The following is an 18,538-nucleotide window of genomic DNA, read 5'->3' as shown; positions in this document are numbered from 1 at the left end:
GACAAATTTTATTGATAATATTATTGATAACTATTTGCATTTGCAATAGCGTAGTGCCCGCGCTGTGGGAAGCGCGCTCAAAAAACAATCATGCCCACTTGCGGGTGACACCATGCCGCCTCCTCTCCCCTTCGGGAATGGAGCCAGGGGACGCGGCGCGAAAAGCAGGACATACAATGAATAAGAAGATTCACTCCCTGGCCTTGCTGGTCAACTTAGGGATTTACGGCGTCGCGCTGCCAGCCCTGGCAGACGACAACACCGCCTCCGCGCAGCACGAAGATACGATGGTCATCACCGCCGCCGAGCAGAACCTGCAGGCGCCGGGCGTGTCGACCATCACCGCCGACGAGATCCGTAAAAACCCGCCCGCGCGCGACGTGGCTGAAATCATCCGAACCATGCCGGGCGTTAACCTGACCGGGAACTCCACCAGCGGCCAGCGCGGGAATAACCGTCAGATTGACATTCGCGGCATGGGCCCGGAAAACACCCTGATCCTGATCGACGGCAAGCCGGTGACCAGCCGTAACTCCATCCGCCTGGGCTGGCGCGGCGAGCGTGATACCCGCGGCGATACCGGCTGGGTGCCGCCGGAGATGATCGAACGCATCGAAGTGATCCGCGGCCCGGCCGCGGCGCGCTACGGTAACGGCGCGGCTGGCGGCGTGGTGAACATCATCACCAAAAAATTCGACAACCAGTGGCACGGTTCCTGGAATACCTACCTGAATGCGCCAGAACACAAGGACGAAGGTTCCACCAGGCGCACCAACTTCAGCCTCAGCGGTCCGCTGGGCGGCGATTTCAGCTTCCGCATGTTCGGCAACCTGGACAAAACCCAGGCCGACGCGTGGGACATCAACCAGGGCCACCAGTCTGACCGTACCGGCGCCTACGCCGACACGCTGCCCGCAGGCCGTGAAGGTGTGGAAAACAAAGACATCAACGGCGTGGTGCGCTGGGACTTCGCGCCAATGCAGTCTCTGGAGTTTGAAGCCGGCTACAGCCGCCAGAACAACCTGTACGCAGGTGACACGCAGAACACCAACAACGACAACAGCTCCAGCGGGCTGGTGAAGAAAAACTACGGCAAAGAGACTAACCGTATCTACCGCCAGAACTTTGCGGTGACCTGGAACGGCGGCTGGGATAATGGCATTACCACCAGCAACTGGGCGCAGTACGAACACACCCGCAACTCCCGTCTGGGCGAAGGGCTGGCGGGCGGTCTGGAAGGATTGTTCAACAGCAATAAATTCACCGACACCGACCTGGCCGACGTGATGCTGCACAGCGAAATCAACCTGCCGATTGATTTCATCGTCAACCAGAACCTGACGCTGGGCACCGAGTGGAACCAGCAGCGCATGAAGGATTCCACCTCTAACACCCAGGCCCAGCAGGGCGGCACCATTCCGGGCATGAGCGACGACCGCAGCCCGTACTCCTCGGCGGAGATTTTCTCCCTGTTCGCCGAAAACAACATGGAGTTGACCGACAGCACCATGCTGACCCCTGCCCTGCGCTTCGATCACCACACCATCGTCGGCAACAACTGGAGCCCGTCGCTCAACCTCTCGCAGGGCCTTGGCGATGAATTCACGCTGAAGATGGGGATCGCGCGCGCCTACAAAGCACCGAGCCTGTACCAGACTAACCCGAACTACCTGCTCTACAGCAAAGGTCAGGGCTGCTACGCAAGCTCCGACGGCGTGGGCTGCTACATGATGGGTAACGACGATCTGAAAGCTGAAACCAGCATCAACAAAGAGATCGGCCTGGAGTGGAAACGTGACGGCTGGCAGGCGGGTGTCACCTGGTTCCGTAACGACTATCGCGACAAGATTGAAGCAGGCTACGCGCCGATTGGCCAGACGTCCACCAGCAAAGTCACCACCGATATTTACCAGTGGGAAAACGTGCCGAAGGCGGTGGTCGAAGGTCTGGAAGGCTCCCTGAACGTGCCGGTCAGCGACACCATTAACTGGACCAACAACATCACCTACATGCTGCAGAGCAAAAACAAGGAGACCGGCGACCGTCTGTCGATCATTCCTGAGTACACGCTGAACTCGACCCTGAGCTGGCAGGTTCATCAGGACGTGTCGCTCCAGTCGACCTTCACCTGGTACGGCAAGCAGCAACCGAAGAAGTACAACTACAAAGGTCAGCCGGTGACCGGGTCTGAGAAAGACGAAGTCAGCCCGTACAGCATCGTGGGCCTGAGCGCGACCTGGGACGTGACCAAAAACGTCAGCCTGACCGGCGGCGTAGACAACGTCTTCGACAAGCGCCAGTGGCGCGCGGGTAATGCCCAGACCACCGGGAACACCACGACCGGAGCGTATATGTACGGTGCGGGTGCGTATACGTATAATGAGCCGGGCCGGACCTGGTATATGAGCGTGAATACGCATTTCTAGGTAAAAGCAAAACGGCAACCCTGTTGCCGTTTTTAGTGTTTGCTCCCTCTCCCTGTGGGAGAGGGGCGGGGTGAGGGCGAGGTAAAAGCAAAACGGCAGCCCCATTGCCGTCTTTAGTGTTTGCTCCCTCTCCCTGTGGGAGAGGGTCGGGGTGAGGGCATCAGGCCGCACTATTCGTTGTTAAAGGAAATCCCATGCACGCTACCCACCGCACGTTTGCTCTCGCCAACCTCACCGTCCACCGCATTACCTTCGACCCCACCACCTTCACCGACGCCGATCTCCTCTGGCTTCCGCATCACGCGCAGCTCGGTGATGCCGGACGCAAACGCAAAGCCGAGCACCTGGCGGGTCGTATCGCTGCCGCGCACGCCTTACCGGATCACCCCATTCCCGGCATTGGCACCAGCGGCGAACCGCTCTGGCCGGACGGTATTTCCGGCAGCATCACCCACAGCGGCACGCAGGCCATGGCGGTCGTGGTCCGTGAGCGACAGGCGCTTATCGGCATCGATTGCGAAGCTATACTTCCCGAAAACGAAGCCAGAGAAATAAAGGATGGGATCATCGATGTGCAGGAAGAGCCTGTGCTTTCCCGCTCGGGATACCCGTTCGCCCTTGCACTGACGCTGGTGTTTAGCGCCAAAGAGAGCCTGTTTAAAGCCCTCTTTCCACGGGTGCAGGCTTATATGGGGTTTGACAGCGCCCGGGTGACAAAGCTTGACGATAAGACGCTTACGCTGGCGTTGACTCGTCAACTGGCAGGCTTTAACGAAGGCGCAGCCTTCACCCTTCACTGGCAACAGCAGGGTGAACAGGCGATCACCCTGCTGTCACGCTCTCCTGCCGACGGGCCTTCACGCTGGTGACCCCGAACGTCACGATAAACACCATTGCGAACAGCACTACGATGGTCGGCGCAGGCGCGCTGTCGAGATAAAACGACGCATATACACCGCTTACCGACACGAGGGCTGAAACGGCGACCGCGACCAGCAGCGCCATGTGAAAGCGTCGGGTGATCAGCACCGCCACCGCGCCGGGGGCAATCAGTAGCGAAATCGACAGAATAATACCCACCGCCTTCAGCGTCGCCACGATGGTTAGCGAGACCATGCACAGCAAGCCGTAGTGCAGCCAGCGGGTGCGCAGCCCGCTCGCCTGCGCCTGCTGGTAATCAAAGCAGAACAGCAGAAAGTCGCGCCACTTCAGGCCAATCACCAGCGCGATCAGCCCCGCCACGATCCCGCTTTGCAGAATGTCCATCCCGTTAATGCCCAGCATATCGCCGAACAGAATGTGGTCGAGATGCACCTCGGGTTTGACGGCGATATAAAGGATCAGGCCCGCGCCGAACATGCCGGAAAACACGATCCCCATGACCGTATCCTGCTTGATTCGGCTGTTATCCTTCAGGTATCCGGTGGCGACCGCGCAGAACAACCCGGCCACAAACGCCCCCAGCGCCAGCGGCAGGCCCATCATCCACGCCAGCACCACGCCGGGAAACACCGCGTGGCTCATGGCGTCGCCCATCAGCGCCCAGCCTTTCAGCACCAGAAAAACCGACAGCAGCGCGCAGGGCACGGCCACCAGGAGTGAAATCAGCAGCGCGTTGTTCATAAACGCAAACTGGAAGGGTTCAAGGAGCAGCGCCATCATGGGTGTGCCTCCTGTGCGAGACGTGCGCGACGGCGGCTGGCGAGCAGCCCGTGCTTCGGCGCAAAGACGAACGCCAGCAGGAACAGCAGCGTCTGGGCCACGACGATAATACCGCCGGTCGCGCCGTCCAGATAGTAGCTGGCCCACGCGCCGAGGAAGCTGGTGATGCTGCCAATGGCGACCGCAATCATCAGCAGGCGCGGAAAGCGGTCGGTCAGCAGCCACGCGGTCGCGCCGGGGGTGACCACCAGACAGATCACCAGAAACGCGCCGACGGTTTGCAGCGCCGCCACGGTAGAGACCGCCAGCAGGGTAAAGAAGAGGATTTTCAGGCGTTCAGGACGCAGGCCGATGGCGCGGGCGTGGTTCTCATCAAAAAAGGTCACCATCAGATCTTTCCATTTGAACAGCAGGATAGCCATCGACACCACGCCGATAATCGCCAGTTGAACGATATCCTCCGGGGCGATAGCCAGAATATTGCCGAGCACGATGGTCTGAATGTTCACCGAGGTCGGGTTGAGCGAGACCATAAACAGCCCGAGCCCGAAAAAGGAGGAGAAGATCAGCCCGATGATGGCATCCTCCTTCAGGCGGCTGCGCTGGTTGAGAAACAGCATGCTGCCCGCCGCCAGCCCGCCCGACAGGAACGCCCCCAGCGAGAACGGCAACCCGAGCATGTAAGCGCCCGCCACGCCGGGCACGATGGAGTGCGACAGTGCATCGCCGATCAGCGACCAGCCTTTAAGCATCAGATAGCAGGAGAGAAACGCGCACAGCCCGCCCACCATCGCCGAGACCCACATCGCGTTGAGCATGTACTCGTAGCCGAAGGGTTCGAGAAGCGCGTTCATTTTGCCTCCTGTCGGTGCGTCACGAAGGGGCGTTCATCGTCGGTAATAATGCGATCTTCCGAGCCGCTGAGCACCACGTGGCGCAGCACGCCGCTAAAGGCGCGCTCGAGATTCTCGGCGGTAAAGGTGGTTTCCGTCGGGCCGCTCGCCAGAACGGTGCCCTTGACCATCACCGTGTAATCACAAAACTCCGAGACCGAGCCCAGGTTATGGGTCGAGACCAGCATCGTTTTGCCCTCGTCGCGAAGCTCGCGCAGCAGGCTGATGATCCTGGCTTCGGTTTTGACGTCCACGCCGGTAAACGGCTCGTCGAGCAGGATCACCTCGCCCTGCTGGGCAATCGCACGGGCCAGAAACACGCGCTTCTTCTGCCCGCCGGACAGCTCGCCAATCTGCCGATGGCGCAGCTCGAGCATATCCACGCGCTTCAGGGCGTCGGTCACGATTTGTCTGTCGCGATCTGTGGGCCGACGCAGAAACCCCATGTGCCCGTAGCGGCCCATCATCACCACATCTTCGACCAGCACCGGAAACGACCAGTCAACCTCTTCCGACTGCGGCACGTAGGCGACCAGGTTCTGGCGCAGCGCCCGGTGAGGCGGCAGCCCCAGAATGGTGATAGTGCCGCTCGCCGCCCGCACAAAGCCCATCACCGCCTTAAACAGCGTGGATTTGCCGGAACCGTTCACGCCAACCAGAGCGGCAATCGATCCGCCCGGCACGCTGAACGACGCGTCGCGCAGCGCCGTGTGGCCGTTGCGGTAGGTCACGGTGACGTCTGAGACAACAATCCCCTCGTGCATGGTTACTCCTTCATGCCGTCACGGATGCCCTGCACCAGCGTGCGGGTGGTGACGTTCAGCAGATCGATATAGGTCGGCACCGGGCCGTTTTCCGCGCTCAGTGAGTCGACGTACAGCACGCCGCCGTAGTGGGTGTCGGTTTCCCGCGCCACCTGACGCGCGGGCTTATCGGAGACCGTATTTTCGCTAAACACCGCCGGGATATGATGTTTTATCACCTGGTCGATCACCTTGCGCACCTGCTGGGGCGTGCCCTGCTGATCGGCGTTGATCGGCCACAGGTAAAGCTCTTTCATCCCCAGATCCCGCGCCAGATAGGAGAAGGCACCTTCGCTGGTTACCATCCAGCGCTTGTCTTCCGGGATCTCTGCCACCTGCTTACGCAGCGGTTCGAGAGTGGCGGTGATCTTCTGCTTGTAGGCTTCAGCGTTGCGCTGATAGGTCTGTGCGTTGGCCGGATCGTACTTCACCAACGCGTCGCGGATGTTATCGACGTAAATCAGGGCGTTATCCGGCGACATCCACGCGTGCGGGTTGGGCTTGCCGTTATACGGCCCCTCGCCGATCCCCATCGGCGTAATGCCGTTAGTGACAATCACTTCCGGCACGCCGTTCAGGTGCTGATAAAAGCGCTGGAACCAGAGTTCCAGATTCATGCCGTTCGCCAGAATCAGCTGTGCCTTCTGTGCGCGTTTTATATCGCCCGGGGTGGGCTGATACTCGTGAATTTCAGCGCCCGGCTTAGTGATGGACGTCACGTCTGCGGCGTCACCCGCCACGTTTTTCGCCATATCAGCGATAACGGTAAAGGTGGTTATAACCTGAAACTTTTCAGCCGCCAGCGCGCCGGTCGTGGTCGCAGTCATGAGCAGCGCGCCGAGCAACAGACGCTTCAATCCTTGCCGTGGGTGCATCGCAGAAGTCTCCTGAGGTGATTAAATTCAAAGCAAAATTAGCCCCTGCTATAAGGTATAGCACAGGCTATATTTAAATGAAAATGGTTATCATTAAAGTTATGTCAACCTGGACTGTCAGGCGGAATTTTTAGGAAATGTGCTTTCTTTTTTCTCTCACGGTCAGGAGTATTATTTACGGCCAATACTCATACTAACATAAGGGAATTGACATGCCGGTTAATGAAAGAATTCATCCCACTTCAGGAACCCCGATTAATCCGGGCGGGATCCGACAGCTCACAATTGGTGAAATCGCCCTGGCGAAGACGCTTTACGGTTACAGCATCCGTTATCATCTGGTGTGGGTACACAGGGAAAGCTATCTTCCTTTTAATCTGCAACCCGTTGATGTGGCGATGAGTCCCAATGGGGAGATGTGGTACAGAGAGGAAACGTATTCGCCGGATTTTTCGCTAGAAGATGACATTGTTAAAAAACATCGATTCATGCATGAAATGATGCATGTCTGGCAAACTCAAAAAGGGATGTTTGTCAGAACAAGAGGCTTATTTTCAGGCATTGCTGACTATACATATAGTTTAGATAAAGCAGATTTACAGCACTATGGCTTAGAACAGCAGGCATCTATTGTAAGTGATTACTGGCTATTGAAATACTTTGGTTTGGAGAGGAATCAAGAATTATTACAATACAGAGACTTAAAACTTAGGGAAAGCTTGTATTTCCTTCTGCAGAAATACAAAAATATCTTAAAGGGATTTCCAGGATGAAAAACACATTCATCATCTTTATCCTCTGCATTTTAATAACTGGATGCCCAGGAGGTAATCGCGCCCCCAAAAACAGATTTACGTTTATTAATGGCAACCACTTATGTTTTAGTATCGATAAAAATGATGTCTTGAACTTTTACACTATTTATTCAAGCAAAGATCATAAAATTACTATCATAACAGGTTCGGAATATAAAAATTTAAACATCTCCTACCCGGGCACATGTTTAAATATAAAATTGGAAAATGGACGTACTTACGTTATTCATTACGGATTAAACAATAAAAAATATGTACACCAATTTGATGTCGATAATAACGGAAAACAAATCAACTTAGGAGAATTATAATGTCATTACCCGCTTACTTATTTCTCTACGATGAGCACGGAATGCAGGTTCAGGGCGACTGTATGATGCCTGGCCGGGTAGGTGCTATCGAAATTATGAACAGCAGTTACGGTATAAAACAGGCAGTGGACAGTCATACCGGAAATATGACCGGAACTCGACAGCATGGCCCTGTTACTCTGCATAAGCAATTGGATAAAGTGAGCCCTTATCTTGCCGTTGCCGCCTGCGAGGGCAGACGGCTGCAAAAAGCCATTATCAAATATTATGAAATTGTTGAAGCGGGAGCAGAAAGGGAGATCTACACCATTACGCTTGATAGCGTAGTGATCTCATCTCTGGATTTCACGCACGTTTATTACCCGGGCAGCTCAGCCCCGAATATGCATGAAGTTGTTGGGCTTCGATTCCGGGGCATTCAGTGGAATTATGTGAAAGGTAATATTCTTTATGGCGATGCATGGATGAAACCCGCTCAGAAAGAGAAGAGTAACGCATAATTTACCTGGCTCATAAAGATCAATGCATGCTGCCGCTCAGAAACGGCGATCCTGGCATTCCCTGGATCGCCTCGTTAATTTTTACCACTACTATTTTCTACTTTCGTTCACGGGCAAATCCCCCGTATCAATCAATGCTCCCGGAAATGTCTCCAGCCACTTCATCACCTTCAACTTATTGGTATACGTTGCGCTGACGCCTTCCAGACAACCCCACAGCTCACGGGAATTTTGCGGCGTGATCACAATGCAATCCGGCATCACGCGGATCTTCACGGCTATTCCTGCTTTAAACCCTGCTCGGGTTAACCACGCGCCGGTTAACGGCAGATAGTTGCGCTCCATTCGAGTATAAAGTTCTACACAGGCGGAACCCACCTCTCCTCTTTCATGAAGATACGCGGAGTGCACTGGCTCGTCATGCAACGCCCGGATGCGTTTTTTGCGTAGCTTCTCGCGATTTTCTTGCTGAATCTCTAAATCTGCATTTTGTGTTTGGGCAATAGCCCGCTCTGGCATAGAATTCTTCGCAGCCATAATCAACTCCGTATTAGTTGTTAGTGGTTAGCGGTATGGAGGTGGTCGCACACCTTTGTACCGCGATTCCTCTTCTTACCTTTTTACATATTCTTTCAAGATCTCAGTGCTGGCTTAACTGCCGCTATTATACTGCCATGGATAAATGTACAGAGGTCGAATATTAGGGAAATGCGAGGCGGCTCGAGTAAATAAAGAAAAATAAAATGGTGAATATAAAGAAATGAAATATTGCCCTTCAGATCCAATGCTCATTAAACGCCTGATGGCGCTTCGCTTATCAGGCCTACGATAAACCGGTTTTGTAGGCCGGGTAAGGCATCGCCGCCACCCGGCATGAGGGCAGCGGCGATGCCTTTGTGCGTTCTTCAGATCAAGCCTCAAACATCCGGGAACATCACGCTATTCCCAGGCGCTTCCCTGTGCAGATGGATAAAGTTCAGGTGCCGTTCATACTGATCCAGAATGTCCGTAATCACCTGCTCCTTGCTGTAATCCATCAAATCATTTCCCTGGCTCCCTTCCAGCAGGAAGGTCTCCAGCCGGTAGTAGGTCGACTTCCCGCTGCGCGCACGGTAGGTAAAGCCGGGAACCGAATACTGCTGTGGCCAGATCTGATAGACAAAGTTCTGCTCGTCGCCCATGTGCACCAGCAGATCCAGGTGCCCCAGGTTCTCGCCCTCGTCCGGCGGCAGGTTTTTCAGCTCCACGTAGGCACCGCGCAGCTTCAGCTCCTGCGCCACCTCTTGCATGGCCGGGTAACACACCGTCTCCATCATCTGTCGGGTATAGCGCGTGCCGGGGTAGTTCATCAGGCGTGAGAGGCGTTTCTTCCAGCTCAGCCTGTCCTGCGCCCCCATCGGTCGCGGCGCGGTGTCGCGGTTGGCGCTTTCGCGGCGGTAATCTTCCACCTTGAGGGATTTATACAGCCCGGCCATCACGAAGAAGATCACGAAGCTGAACGGCAGACCCATGATCACCGTGGTGTTCTGCAGCGCAGAGATACCGTTGGTCATCAGCATGCCGAGCGTCAGCAGGCCGATGGCGACGGACCAGAAGATGCGCAGCCAGTTCGGCGCGTCGCTGTAGATGTCCTTCAGCTTCGAGGTGAAGTTCCCCAGCACCAGCGCGCCGGAATCCGCCGAGGTGACGTAAAACAGCAGGCCGGTGATGGTCGCCACCGAGGCGCTAAACGTAAACGCCGGGTACTGCGCCAGCAGGCTATAGAAGCCGCGCTCCGGGTGCGCCATCGCTTCCTGCGCGAAGGTCGCATTGCCGTGGATAATTTCGTGCAGCGCGCTGTTGCCGAAAATCGATAGCCACAGCAGGGTAAAGGTGAACGGAATAATCAGCGTACCCATTACGAACTGACGAATGGTGCGGCCACGCGAAATGCGCGCCAGGAACAGGCCAACGAACGGCGACCACGCCACCCACCACGCCCAGAAGAACAGCGTCCAGTTGTTCATCCACTCTACCGGGCGGTCGAAGGCGAAGCTGTTCAGCGTCATGCCCATAAAGCGGTTCACGTAGTCGCCCACGTTCAGCACTAAGGCATTGAGCAGAAACGAGGTGTCGCCCATAAATAGCACGAACAGGATCAGGCCCAGCGCCAGCGCCACGTTCAGCTCGGACAGCACGCGGATGCCCTTATCAACGCCAGACGTCACCGAAATGGTGGCGATAATGACGGAGAGCGCAATCAGCGCCGCTTTGGCGGCCATCGAATCCGGGATATCAAACAGCACGCTCAGCCCGTAGTTGAGCTGCACCACACCAATCCCGAGCGTCGTCGCGATACCGAAGATGGTGCCGATCACCGCCGCAATGTCGACGCTGTGGCCAATCGGGCCGTTAATTTTTTTCCCGAAAATCGGATACAGCGCAGAGCGGATGGTGAGGGGCAAATTATAACGATAGCTAAAGTATCCGAGCGCCATGCCCATCAGGGCGTACATCGACCAGCCGGTCAGACCGTAGTGGAACAGCGTCCAGACCATCGCCTGGCGCGCGGCCTCCATCGTCTGCCCTGCCCCTTCCGGCGGCTGCATATACTGCGTGACCGGTTCCGCCACGGAGAAGAACATCAGGTCGATGCCGATGCCCGCGGCAAACAGCATCGCGGCCCAGCTCAGCAGGCTGAACTCGGGCTTGGACTGCTCCGGCCCGAGCTTCACCGACCCGAAGCGGGAGCAGGCAATGCAAACCACGAAGACAATATAGAGCGTTGCCGCCAGCAGATAGTACCAGCCGAAGGTCTTCGACACCCAGTTCAGGGTGCGCCCAATCCACTCGGCAGAAAAATCACGAAAGAAAATGGTCGTCAGGGAAAACAACAAAATCAGCCCGGCGGAAGTATAAAAAACGACCGGGTTGATTTTGTCTTTTTCTCTGTCCTGTGAAAGGTCTGTCATCCAGTATCCCCACTGTTTTTGTAACTATTGAAATCCAAATCCGCAACAATTAAGACACATTTTATATTGAACGTCCAATCAAAAACCGCTTTAATGGTTAACCAACGCTGATGAATGGAGTGGCAAAAATGCCCAAAGTGGGGATGCAGCCGATCCGGCGCAGGCAGCTTATTGACGCCACGCTGGAAACAATAAATGAAGTGGGTATGCATGACGCGACGATCGCGCAGATCGCCCGTCGGGCGGGCGTTTCCACGGGGATCATCAGCCATTACTTCAAAGACAAAAACGGTCTGCTGGAAGCAACCATGCGCGACATCACCGGCCAGCTTCGCGACGCGGTATTGAGTCGTCTGCACGCCCTGCCGGACGCCAGCGCGGAGCAGCGATTGCAGGCGATTGTCGGCGGCAACTTTGATGAAACCCAGACCAGCGGCGCGGCAATGAAGGCCTGGCTGGCCTTCTGGGCGAGCAGCATGCACCAGCCGATGCTCTACCGCCTGCAGCAGGTGAGCAGCCGCCGTCTTCTGTCGAACCTGGTGTGCGAGTTCCGCCGCGAGCTGCCCCGCGAACAGGCCGAAGAGGCAGGCTACGGGCTGGCGGCGCTGATTGACGGCCTATGGCTGCGCGCCGCGCTGAGCGGCAAACCGCTGGATAAGACGCTGGCCCAGTCGCTTACCAGCCACTTTATCAGCCAGCATTTACCGACCGTATAACCGAGGAGGATTTATGTCCCGAATGGCAGAACAGCAGCTTTATATCAATGGTGGTTATACATCCGCCACCAGCGGTCGCACCTTCGAGACCATCAACCCGGCCAACGGTGAAGTTCTGGCGACCGTACAGGCCGCCGGGCGAGAAGACGTCGACCGCGCCGTGGAAAGCGCACAGCGCGGGCAAAAAATCTGGGCGGCGATGACCGCCATGGAGCGCTCGCGCATTCTGCGTCGCGCCGTCGATATCCTGCGCGAGCGCAACGACGAACTGGCGAAGCTGGAAACCCTCGACACCGGTAAAGCGTATTCCGAAACCTCAACCGTCGACATCGTCACCGGCGCAGACGTGCTGGAATACTACGCGGGGCTGATCCCGGCGCTGGAAGGCAGCCAGATCCCGCTGCGTGAGACCTCGTTCGTCTACACCCGCCGCGAACCGCTGGGCGTGGTGGCGGGTATCGGCGCGTGGAACTACCCGATCCAGATCGCCCTGTGGAAATCCGCCCCGGCGCTGGCGGCGGGCAACGCGATGATCTTCAAGCCGAGCGAAGTGACCCCGCTCACCGCACTCAAGCTTGCCGAGACCTACACCGAAGCGGGCCTGCCGGACGGCGTGTTTAACGTCCTGCCGGGCGTGGGCGCGGAGACCGGCCAGTTCCTGACCGAGCATCCGGGCATCGCCAAAGTCTCCTTCACCGGCGGCGTCGCCAGCGGCAAAAAGGTGATGGCCAACTCGGCGGCCTCGTCCCTGAAAGAGGTGACGATGGAGCTGGGCGGCAAATCCCCGCTCATTATTTTTGACGATGCGGATCTGGATCTCGCGGCGGACATCGCCATGATGGCGAACTTCTTCAGCTCCGGCCAGGTGTGCACCAACGGCACCCGCGTGTTCGTGCCCGCGAAATTTAAAGCCGCGTTTGAGCAGAAAATCGTTGAGCGCGTGGGCCGCATCCGCGCGGGCGATCTGTTCGATGAAAACACCAACTTTGGCCCGATGGTCAGCTTCCCGCACCGCGACAGCGTGCTGCGCTACATCGCCAAAGGCAAAGAGGAAGGCGCGCGCGTGCTGTGCGGCGGCGACGTGCTGAAGGGCGAAGGCTTTGACAGCGGCGCGTGGGTTGCCCCGACCGTCTTCACCGACTGCACCGACGAGATGACCATCGTGCGCGAGGAGATCTTCGGCCCGGTGATGTCCATCCTCTCCTATGAATCCGATGAAGAAGCGATCCGCCGCGCCAACGACACCGACTACGGTCTGGCGGCGGGCATCGTCACGGCCGACCTGAATCGCGCGCACGGCGCCATTCATCAGCTTGAAGCGGGCATCTGCTGGATCAACACCTGGGGTGAATCCGCCGCAGAGATGCCGGTGGGCGGCTACAAGCACTCCGGCATTGGCCGCGAGAACGGGGTGATGGCGCTCCAGAGCTACACCCAGGTGAAGTCCATCCAGGTTGAGATGGGTAAATTCCAGTCCATATTTTAACCGGGAGGTTTATTTGCAATTTGACTACATCATTATCGGGGCCGGCTCTGCCGGCAACGTACTGGCAACGCGACTGACCGAAGATCCGAACACCACCGTCCTGCTGCTAGAAGCGGGCGGGCCGGATTACCGCTTTGACTTCCGCACCCAGATGCCCGCCGCGCTGGCGTTCCCGCTGCAGGGCAAGCGCTACAACTGGGCATATGAAACCGAGCCAGAGCCCTTCATGAATAACCGCCGCATGGAGTGCGGGCGCGGCAAAGGGCTGGGCGGCTCGTCGCTGATCAACGGCATGTGCTACATCCGCGGTAACGCCATGGATCTGGACAACTGGGCCAAAGAAACGGGCCTTGAACACTGGAGCTACCTCAACTGCCTGCCCTACTACCGCAAGGCAGAGACGCGCGACGTGGGCCCGAACGACTACCACGGCGGCGACGGCCCGGTGAGCGTCACCACCTCGAAACCGGGCGTGAACCCGCTGTTTGAAGCGATGGTCGAAGCCGGCGTGCAGGCGGGCTATCCGCGCACCGACGATCTTAACGGCTATCAGCAGGAAGGCTTCGGCCCAATGGACCGCACGGTGACGCCGCAGGGTCGACGCGCCAGCACCGCACGCGGCTATCTGGACCAGGCGAAACCGCGTCCGAACCTGACCATCCGCACACACGCCATGACCGATCATATTGTCTTTGACGGCAAACGCGCCGTGGGCGTCGAGTGGCTGGAAGGCGAAAGCACTATCCCAGCCAAAGCGACGGCGAACAAAGAGGTGCTGCTGTGCGCAGGCGCGATTGCCTCCCCGCAGATCCTGCAGCGCTCCGGCGTGGGCAACGCGGAGCTGCTGAAGCAGTTTGATATTCCGCTGGTACACGACCTGCCCGGCGTGGGCGAAAACCTGCAGGATCACCTGGAGATGTACCTCCAGTACGAATGCAAAGAGCCGGTATCCCTCTACCCTGCCCTGCAGTGGTGGAACCAGCCGAAGATTGGCGCGGAGTGGCTGTTTGGCGGCACCGGCGTGGGGGCGAGCAACCACTTCGAAGCGGGCGGGTTTATCCGCAGCCGCGAAGAGTTTGAGTGGCCGAACATCCAGTACCACTTCCTGCCGGTGGCGATTAACTACAACGGCTCGAACGCGGTAAAAGAGCACGGCTTCCAGTGCCACGTTGGCTCCATGCGTTCCCCGAGCCGCGGCCACGTGCGGATTAAATCCCGCGATCCGCACCAGCATCCGGCGATCCTCTTCAACTATATGTCTCACGAGCAGGACTGGCAGGAGTTCCGCGACGCGATCCGCATCACCCGCGAGATCATGCACCAGCCCGCGCTGGACAAGTACCGCGGTCGCGAAATCAGCCCGGGCGTCGAGTGCCAGACCGACGACCAGCTGGACGAGTTCGTGCGCAACCATGCCGAAACCGCTTTCCACCCGTGTGGCACCTGCAAAATGGGTTACGACGAGATGGCGGTAGTCGACGGCGAAGGCCGCGTTCACGGACTGGAAGGGCTGCGCGTGGTGGATGCGTCAATTATGCCGCAGATCATCACCGGCAACCTGAACGCCACCACCATTATGATTGGCGAGAAGGTTGCCGACGCCATTCGCGGGCGCGAGCCGCTGGCGAAGAGCACGGCGGCGTATTATGTGGCGAACGGGGCGCCGGTGAGGCGCTGAAAATATTTCCCCTCACCCTGGCCCTCTCCCCATAGGCTGAAGGATCCCCAGTAATTTTTAAGCAGCATCAATAACGTTGTTTAAGAACGACTGAAGCCTTTCAGCGATGCCCTGGTCCGGCTGTAAATCGCTGAGGCGTTTCCTGCAGGCCGGGGCGAGGCGCATGGATGCGCCGAGAGGGCGGGCTTTACAGGGACGTTACCTCCGCCCGTCCCCGATAAGCCGGAAGGAATAAGCCGAGGGCACCGCGTAGCGGCGATTTACCGCCGGGAGCCCGGGTCGCCAGGGTGGTGGCGACTGAGCCAGCCTGGCACGTTCACCGGTTATGGGGTTACAGAGTAGCAAGGAACATAAAGTGAACGGAATGACCACTACAGCTGTATGTTCCCCTCACCCTAACCCTCTCCCCGGAGGGGCGAGGGGACTGTTCCGTGCTGGCATTACTTTGTGGGGCCCCCCTCAGCCCCATAGGGGAGAGGGGATTAACCTACCCCTTCAAAAATTTATTTTCATTTCCCTGCATCCAGTTTTCACCCTGCCCTCGTATGTGAGTATGTGAGCAACGCCTTTGCTCCCTAATCCGAGGATAAATGATGAAAAAGCTACTCAGTGTTGCATTCGTATCCAGCGCTTTACTCTTCTGTGCAGGCGCATCAGCAGCCATGACGTCAGGCTCCGTGATGGTGGGTGGAGCGGCAATGTTCCCGAGCAAAAACATTGTTGAGAACGCCGTGAACTCGAAAGATCACACCACCCTGGTGGCGGCGGTCAAAGCGGCCGGGCTGGTGGATACGCTTCAGAGCAAAGGGCCCTTCACCGTCTTTGCGCCAACCGATGCGGCGTTTGCTAAATTGCCTGCGGGTACGGTCGACAATCTGGTGAAGCCGGAAAATAAAGCGCTGCTCACCAGCATCCTGACCTATCACGTGGTCGCCGGTAATTACGATATGAAAGCGCTGGAGCAGAAAATTAAACAGGGCGGCGGTCACGCGGAGCTTAAGACCGTAAACGGTCAGCCTCTGTGGATCATGAGCAACGGCCCGCACAATATTCAGCTCAAGGACGGTAAAGGTAACGTGGCGAACATCAGCACCTATGACGTCCATCAGAAAAATGGCGTGATCGATGTGATTGATACCGTCCTGATGCCTAAGTAGTTGTCTATACTTCGGAAGTGTGACGTTGCCTTCCGGGAAAAACATGGATAACGCGCTGGCTGAACAGCAGTTGAAATTAATGCAGGCGGTCGCAAACGGCGATCGCCGCGCATTTGAACAACTATACCGACTCACTTCACCGCATCTGTTTGCCGTCGCGCTGCGCATGCTGCGTCATCGCGCCTGGGCAGAAGAGATCCTTCACGACTGTTTTGTCACCGTCTGGAGTAAAGCTGAAACCTATAACGCCGCCCTGAGTTCTCCGATGACCTGGCTTACGCATATTGTGCGCAACCGCTGTATTGACTGGCTGCGCAGCGGGCAAACCCGTGCTGCCGCCCGCGAGGAGTCGTATTCAGAAGATATTCTGTTGAGCGAAAGCGACGAGCCGAACAGCTGGCACGACGACGCGCAGGCAGCACGGCTCAGGCATTGTCTGGAACACCTGAGCCACGAACAGCGTCAGAGCATTACGCTCGCCTACTATCAGGGCATGTCCCACAGCGACATTGCAGACTGGCTTCAGCAGCCTGTGGGCTCAGTAAAAAGCTGGATCCGCCGCGCAATGGATCATCTTCGGGAGTGTGTAGGGCTATGAATGACGCTGAAAAACGCGACGACATGCTGGCAGCAGAATATGCCCTCGGCACCCTGCGGGGAGGGGCGCGGCTTCAGTTTCAGAAAAGGCTTGCCGATGAACCCGCCCTGGCCGCCCGCGCTGCGTACTGGCAGAACATGTTCAGCGCGCTCGATAGCCATCTTGCGCCAGTTCCTCCGCCAGAAACGGTGTGGAAGAGAATCGCCCTCGATCTGCCCTCTACAATGCCTTTGCGTAAAAGCCGTCCTTATATCGGCTGGATGGCCGCGGCTTCCCTCGCCGCCGTTACCGTCATTGCCTGGTATTCCACCCGCACGCCGGAACTCGCTCCGCTGATGGTGCTTAACGATGCCCGGCAGCATGGGGAGTGGGTAGTCAGTGCGGACGCCAGACGCGAGCATCTGAGCATTACCCCGCTCAGACCGAACGCCATTGCGGCGCAACATAGCCTGCAGCTTTGGCTGATCCCTGACGGTCAGGCACCGATATCGCTGGGGCTGCTGCATACCGCCATACCGACACGCGTTACGCTCAGGAATACAGCGCTGACTCCTGACGCCACGATAGCGATAAGCCTTGAACCAGAGGGAGGCTCACCCACCGGCCTTCCCACAGGGCCCGTGCTTTACAGTGGAAAAATATAACCCTCCAGCCTTATTCGCAGGGACGCGAGGACCACCCAATTTCATTCTGTTTATATGACAGTTACATATAAGAATTAAATATTAGGCTTGCAATTAATTTTATTATTATAAAACGTCATTGACATACTCTCCCGGACTCCATTAAGTTTTAAATGAACCTTATTCCATGTCAGATATACAATATATCAAAAACGAGAATTAAAGAATTCACCGTTATTCTTTAATCCTTCCCTGCCTTTTATTTTTTGAATCACACAACAGTGAGATAAGATCATGAATAATAGTGCAAACAAGGTTGTCGTTATCACCGGAGCCAGCAGCGGGATTGGTGAGGCCATAGCCCTCCATTTAGCGAATAACGCGTATTCGCTGGTCCTGGTGGCGCGCCGTCAGGACCAAATTAATGCCCTCGTGGACAGGATAATCCAGCAAGGCGGTAAGGCCATCGCCGTCAAGGCCGATGTGACCCGTCAGGAAGAGGTCCAGCGCGCCATTGAGGCCGCCCTCTCCGCATACCAGCGCGTGGACGTGCTGATCAACAACGCTGGCTTTATGGCTATCGCCCCCCTCAGCGAGCTGAAAACCGACGAATGGGACAAGATGATTGATACCAACCTGAAAGGGGTGCTGTACGGCGTCGCGGCCGCATTACCGGTGTTCCAGCGCCAGGGAAGCGGACACTTTATTAACGTTGCCTCGGTGGCGGGCATCAAGGTCCTTGCCCCCGGCGGCGTGGTGTACAGCGCGACAAAATTCGCCGTTCGCGCGCTGAGCGAGGGTCTGCGCCAGGAAGCAGGTAAAACGATACGCACCACGCTTATCTCTCCCGGCGCGGTCGAAAGCGAGCTGCAGTTCGGCAGCTCAGACGAAGAGAGTAAAAAATTTCTCCATGAATTTTATAAGCAAGCTATTTCGGCTGACGCGATTGCCCGCTCCGTTTTATTTGCTATCGAACAGCCAGGCGATGTTGATATTAATGAAATTGTTGTTCGTCCGACGCAGGAAGAATTTTAGCATGCCTTA

The 18,538-nt window shown here is 57.0% G+C and carries 18 protein-coding genes; 12 read left to right on the top strand and 6 right to left on the bottom strand.

The features are described from left to right. Positions 1–176 precede the first annotated feature (176 nt). Together M2433_RS06350 and entD are read left to right on the top strand one after the other, a co-directional pair. On the top strand, positions 177–2,426 hold the full coding sequence (locus M2433_RS06350) for a TonB-dependent siderophore receptor (RefSeq protein WP_429053470.1): 2,250 nt from the start codon (positions 177–179) through the stop codon (positions 2,424–2,426). A 194-nt stretch (positions 2,427–2,620) separates the two neighbouring features. Next, positions 2,621–3,295, top strand: a complete 675-nt coding sequence (entD, locus tag M2433_RS06345) for an enterobactin synthase subunit EntD (protein ID WP_429053471.1) — start codon at positions 2,621–2,623, stop codon at positions 3,293–3,295. Here the strand turns inward: entD and M2433_RS06340 are convergent. Genes M2433_RS06340 through M2433_RS06325 form a run of 4 tightly spaced genes read right to left on the bottom strand, consistent with a single transcriptional unit; the run spans position 3,249 to position 6,659 of the window. Continuing rightward, positions 3,249–4,088: a metal ABC transporter permease gene (locus M2433_RS06340; protein ID WP_042713803.1), complete on the bottom strand. Its 840-nt coding sequence runs from the start codon at positions 4,086–4,088 to the stop codon at positions 3,249–3,251. The genes entD and M2433_RS06340 overlap by 47 nt on opposite strands. Further along, positions 4,085–4,942 (bottom strand): iron/manganese ABC transporter permease subunit SitC, encoded by an 858-nt coding sequence (sitC, locus tag M2433_RS06335; RefSeq protein WP_429053473.1) that lies wholly within the window; start codon positions 4,940–4,942, stop codon positions 4,085–4,087. Before sitC ends, M2433_RS06340 begins: the two co-directional genes overlap by 4 nt. Then, positions 4,939–5,745, bottom strand: a complete 807-nt coding sequence (gene sitB / locus M2433_RS06330; protein ID WP_410975131.1) for an iron/manganese ABC transporter ATP-binding protein SitB — start codon at positions 5,743–5,745, stop codon at positions 4,939–4,941. Before sitB ends, sitC begins: the two co-directional genes overlap by 4 nt. A gap of 2 nt (positions 5,746–5,747) precedes the next feature. Continuing rightward, a complete protein-coding gene (locus M2433_RS06325) occupies positions 5,748–6,659 on the bottom strand; it encodes a metal ABC transporter substrate-binding protein (RefSeq protein WP_429053474.1) in 912 nt (303 codons plus the stop codon). Positions 6,660–6,871: 212 nt separating this feature from the next. Between M2433_RS06325 and M2433_RS06320 the strand changes: the two genes are divergently transcribed. The 3 genes from M2433_RS06320 to M2433_RS06310 are packed head-to-tail and all read left to right on the top strand — an operon-like array spanning position 6,872 to position 8,285. Next, positions 6,872–7,432 carry a type IV secretion protein Rhs gene (locus tag M2433_RS06320; protein ID WP_429053475.1) on the top strand — a complete coding sequence of 187 codons (561 nt, stop codon included), beginning with the start codon at positions 6,872–6,874 and terminating at the stop codon, positions 7,430–7,432. Next, positions 7,429–7,785 (top strand): putative T6SS immunity periplasmic lipoprotein, encoded by a 357-nt coding sequence (locus M2433_RS06315; RefSeq protein WP_406549892.1) that lies wholly within the window; start codon positions 7,429–7,431, stop codon positions 7,783–7,785. Before M2433_RS06320 ends, M2433_RS06315 begins: the two co-directional genes overlap by 4 nt. Next, positions 7,785–8,285 (top strand): Hcp family type VI secretion system effector, encoded by a 501-nt coding sequence (locus tag M2433_RS06310; RefSeq protein WP_083021341.1) that lies wholly within the window; start codon positions 7,785–7,787, stop codon positions 8,283–8,285. The genes M2433_RS06315 and M2433_RS06310 overlap by 1 nt, the downstream gene beginning before the upstream one ends. Before the next feature lie 90 nt (positions 8,286–8,375). Here M2433_RS06310 and M2433_RS06305 read toward each other — a convergent pair whose 3' ends face one another. Beyond that, entirely contained in the window at positions 8,376–8,822 is a 447-nt protein-coding gene (locus M2433_RS06305) for a SymE family type I addiction module toxin (protein ID WP_256459958.1), read from the bottom strand. A 380-nt stretch (positions 8,823–9,202) separates the two neighbouring features. Further along, complete coding sequence (gene betT, locus M2433_RS06300) at positions 9,203–11,236, bottom strand: choline BCCT transporter BetT (protein WP_429053476.1); 2,034 nt, start codon at positions 11,234–11,236, stop codon at positions 9,203–9,205. Positions 11,237–11,364: 128 nt separating this feature from the next. Here betT and betI point away from each other — a divergent pair, with 128 nt between their 5' ends. The 7 genes from betI to M2433_RS06265 all read left to right on the top strand — a co-directional run bounded on the left by betI (position 11,365) and on the right by M2433_RS06265 (position 18,529). Next, positions 11,365–11,952, top strand: coding sequence for a transcriptional regulator BetI (gene betI, locus M2433_RS06295; protein ID WP_429053814.1), 588 nt, complete (start codon positions 11,365–11,367; stop codon positions 11,950–11,952). 13 nt (positions 11,953–11,965) lie between these two features. Beyond that, positions 11,966–13,438: a betaine-aldehyde dehydrogenase gene (betB, locus tag M2433_RS06290; RefSeq protein ID WP_429053477.1), complete on the top strand. Its 1,473-nt coding sequence runs from the start codon at positions 11,966–11,968 to the stop codon at positions 13,436–13,438. Between the two features lie 13 nt (positions 13,439–13,451). Further along, on the top strand, positions 13,452–15,116 hold the full coding sequence (betA, locus tag M2433_RS06285) for a choline dehydrogenase (RefSeq protein WP_429053478.1): 1,665 nt from the start codon (positions 13,452–13,454) through the stop codon (positions 15,114–15,116). Between the two features lie 593 nt (positions 15,117–15,709). Further along, positions 15,710–16,273, top strand: coding sequence for a fasciclin domain-containing protein (locus tag M2433_RS06280; RefSeq protein ID WP_237848078.1), 564 nt, complete (start codon positions 15,710–15,712; stop codon positions 16,271–16,273). A 43-nt stretch (positions 16,274–16,316) separates the two neighbouring features. Further along, positions 16,317–16,871: an RNA polymerase sigma factor gene (locus M2433_RS06275; protein ID WP_237846193.1), complete on the top strand. Its 555-nt coding sequence runs from the start codon at positions 16,317–16,319 to the stop codon at positions 16,869–16,871. Beyond that, positions 16,868–17,515, top strand: coding sequence for an anti-sigma factor (locus M2433_RS06270; RefSeq protein ID WP_429053479.1), 648 nt, complete (start codon positions 16,868–16,870; stop codon positions 17,513–17,515). Before M2433_RS06275 ends, M2433_RS06270 begins: the two co-directional genes overlap by 4 nt. A gap of 273 nt (positions 17,516–17,788) precedes the next feature. Beyond that, complete coding sequence (locus tag M2433_RS06265) at positions 17,789–18,529, top strand: SDR family oxidoreductase (protein ID WP_429053480.1); 741 nt, start codon at positions 17,789–17,791, stop codon at positions 18,527–18,529. Positions 18,530–18,538 lie beyond the last annotated feature (9 nt).

It is taken from the genome of Enterobacter sp. AC1 (genome assembly GCF_050434705.1).
Taxonomy (GTDB): Bacteria; Pseudomonadota; Gammaproteobacteria; order Enterobacterales; family Enterobacteriaceae; genus Enterobacter; species Enterobacter cloacae_L.
This window is presented reverse-complemented; position numbering and strand designations above follow the sequence as displayed.

Excerpts from the sequence above, each read along its gene's own strand:
- M2433_RS06350 (WP_429053470.1), top strand. The coding sequence starts at position 177 with ATGAATAAGAAGATTCACTCCCTGGCCTTGCTGGTCAACTTAGGGATT.
- entD (WP_429053471.1), top strand. The coding sequence starts at position 2,621 with ATGCACGCTACCCACCGCACGTTTGCTCTCGCCAACCTCACCGTCCAC.
- M2433_RS06340 (WP_042713803.1), bottom strand. The coding sequence starts at position 4,088 with ATGATGGCGCTGCTCCTTGAACCCTTCCAGTTTGCGTTTATGAACAAC.
- sitC (WP_429053473.1), bottom strand. The coding sequence starts at position 4,942 with ATGAACGCGCTTCTCGAACCCTTCGGCTACGAGTACATGCTCAACGCG.
- sitB (WP_410975131.1), bottom strand. The coding sequence starts at position 5,745 with ATGCACGAGGGGATTGTTGTCTCAGACGTCACCGTGACCTACCGCAAC.
- M2433_RS06325 (WP_429053474.1), bottom strand. The coding sequence starts at position 6,659 with ATGCACCCACGGCAAGGATTGAAGCGTCTGTTGCTCGGCGCGCTGCTC.
- M2433_RS06320 (WP_429053475.1), top strand. The coding sequence starts at position 6,872 with ATGCCGGTTAATGAAAGAATTCATCCCACTTCAGGAACCCCGATTAAT.
- M2433_RS06315 (WP_406549892.1), top strand. The coding sequence starts at position 7,429 with ATGAAAAACACATTCATCATCTTTATCCTCTGCATTTTAATAACTGGA.
- M2433_RS06310 (WP_083021341.1), top strand. The coding sequence starts at position 7,785 with ATGTCATTACCCGCTTACTTATTTCTCTACGATGAGCACGGAATGCAG.
- M2433_RS06305 (WP_256459958.1), bottom strand. The coding sequence starts at position 8,822 with ATGGCTGCGAAGAATTCTATGCCAGAGCGGGCTATTGCCCAAACACAA.
- betT (WP_429053476.1), bottom strand. The coding sequence starts at position 11,236 with ATGACAGACCTTTCACAGGACAGAGAAAAAGACAAAATCAACCCGGTC.
- betI (WP_429053814.1), top strand. The coding sequence starts at position 11,365 with ATGCCCAAAGTGGGGATGCAGCCGATCCGGCGCAGGCAGCTTATTGAC.
- betB (WP_429053477.1), top strand. The coding sequence starts at position 11,966 with ATGTCCCGAATGGCAGAACAGCAGCTTTATATCAATGGTGGTTATACA.
- M2433_RS06280 (WP_237848078.1), top strand. The coding sequence starts at position 15,710 with ATGAAAAAGCTACTCAGTGTTGCATTCGTATCCAGCGCTTTACTCTTC.
- M2433_RS06275 (WP_237846193.1), top strand. The coding sequence starts at position 16,317 with ATGGATAACGCGCTGGCTGAACAGCAGTTGAAATTAATGCAGGCGGTC.
- M2433_RS06270 (WP_429053479.1), top strand. The coding sequence starts at position 16,868 with ATGAATGACGCTGAAAAACGCGACGACATGCTGGCAGCAGAATATGCC.
- M2433_RS06265 (WP_429053480.1), top strand. The coding sequence starts at position 17,789 with ATGAATAATAGTGCAAACAAGGTTGTCGTTATCACCGGAGCCAGCAGC.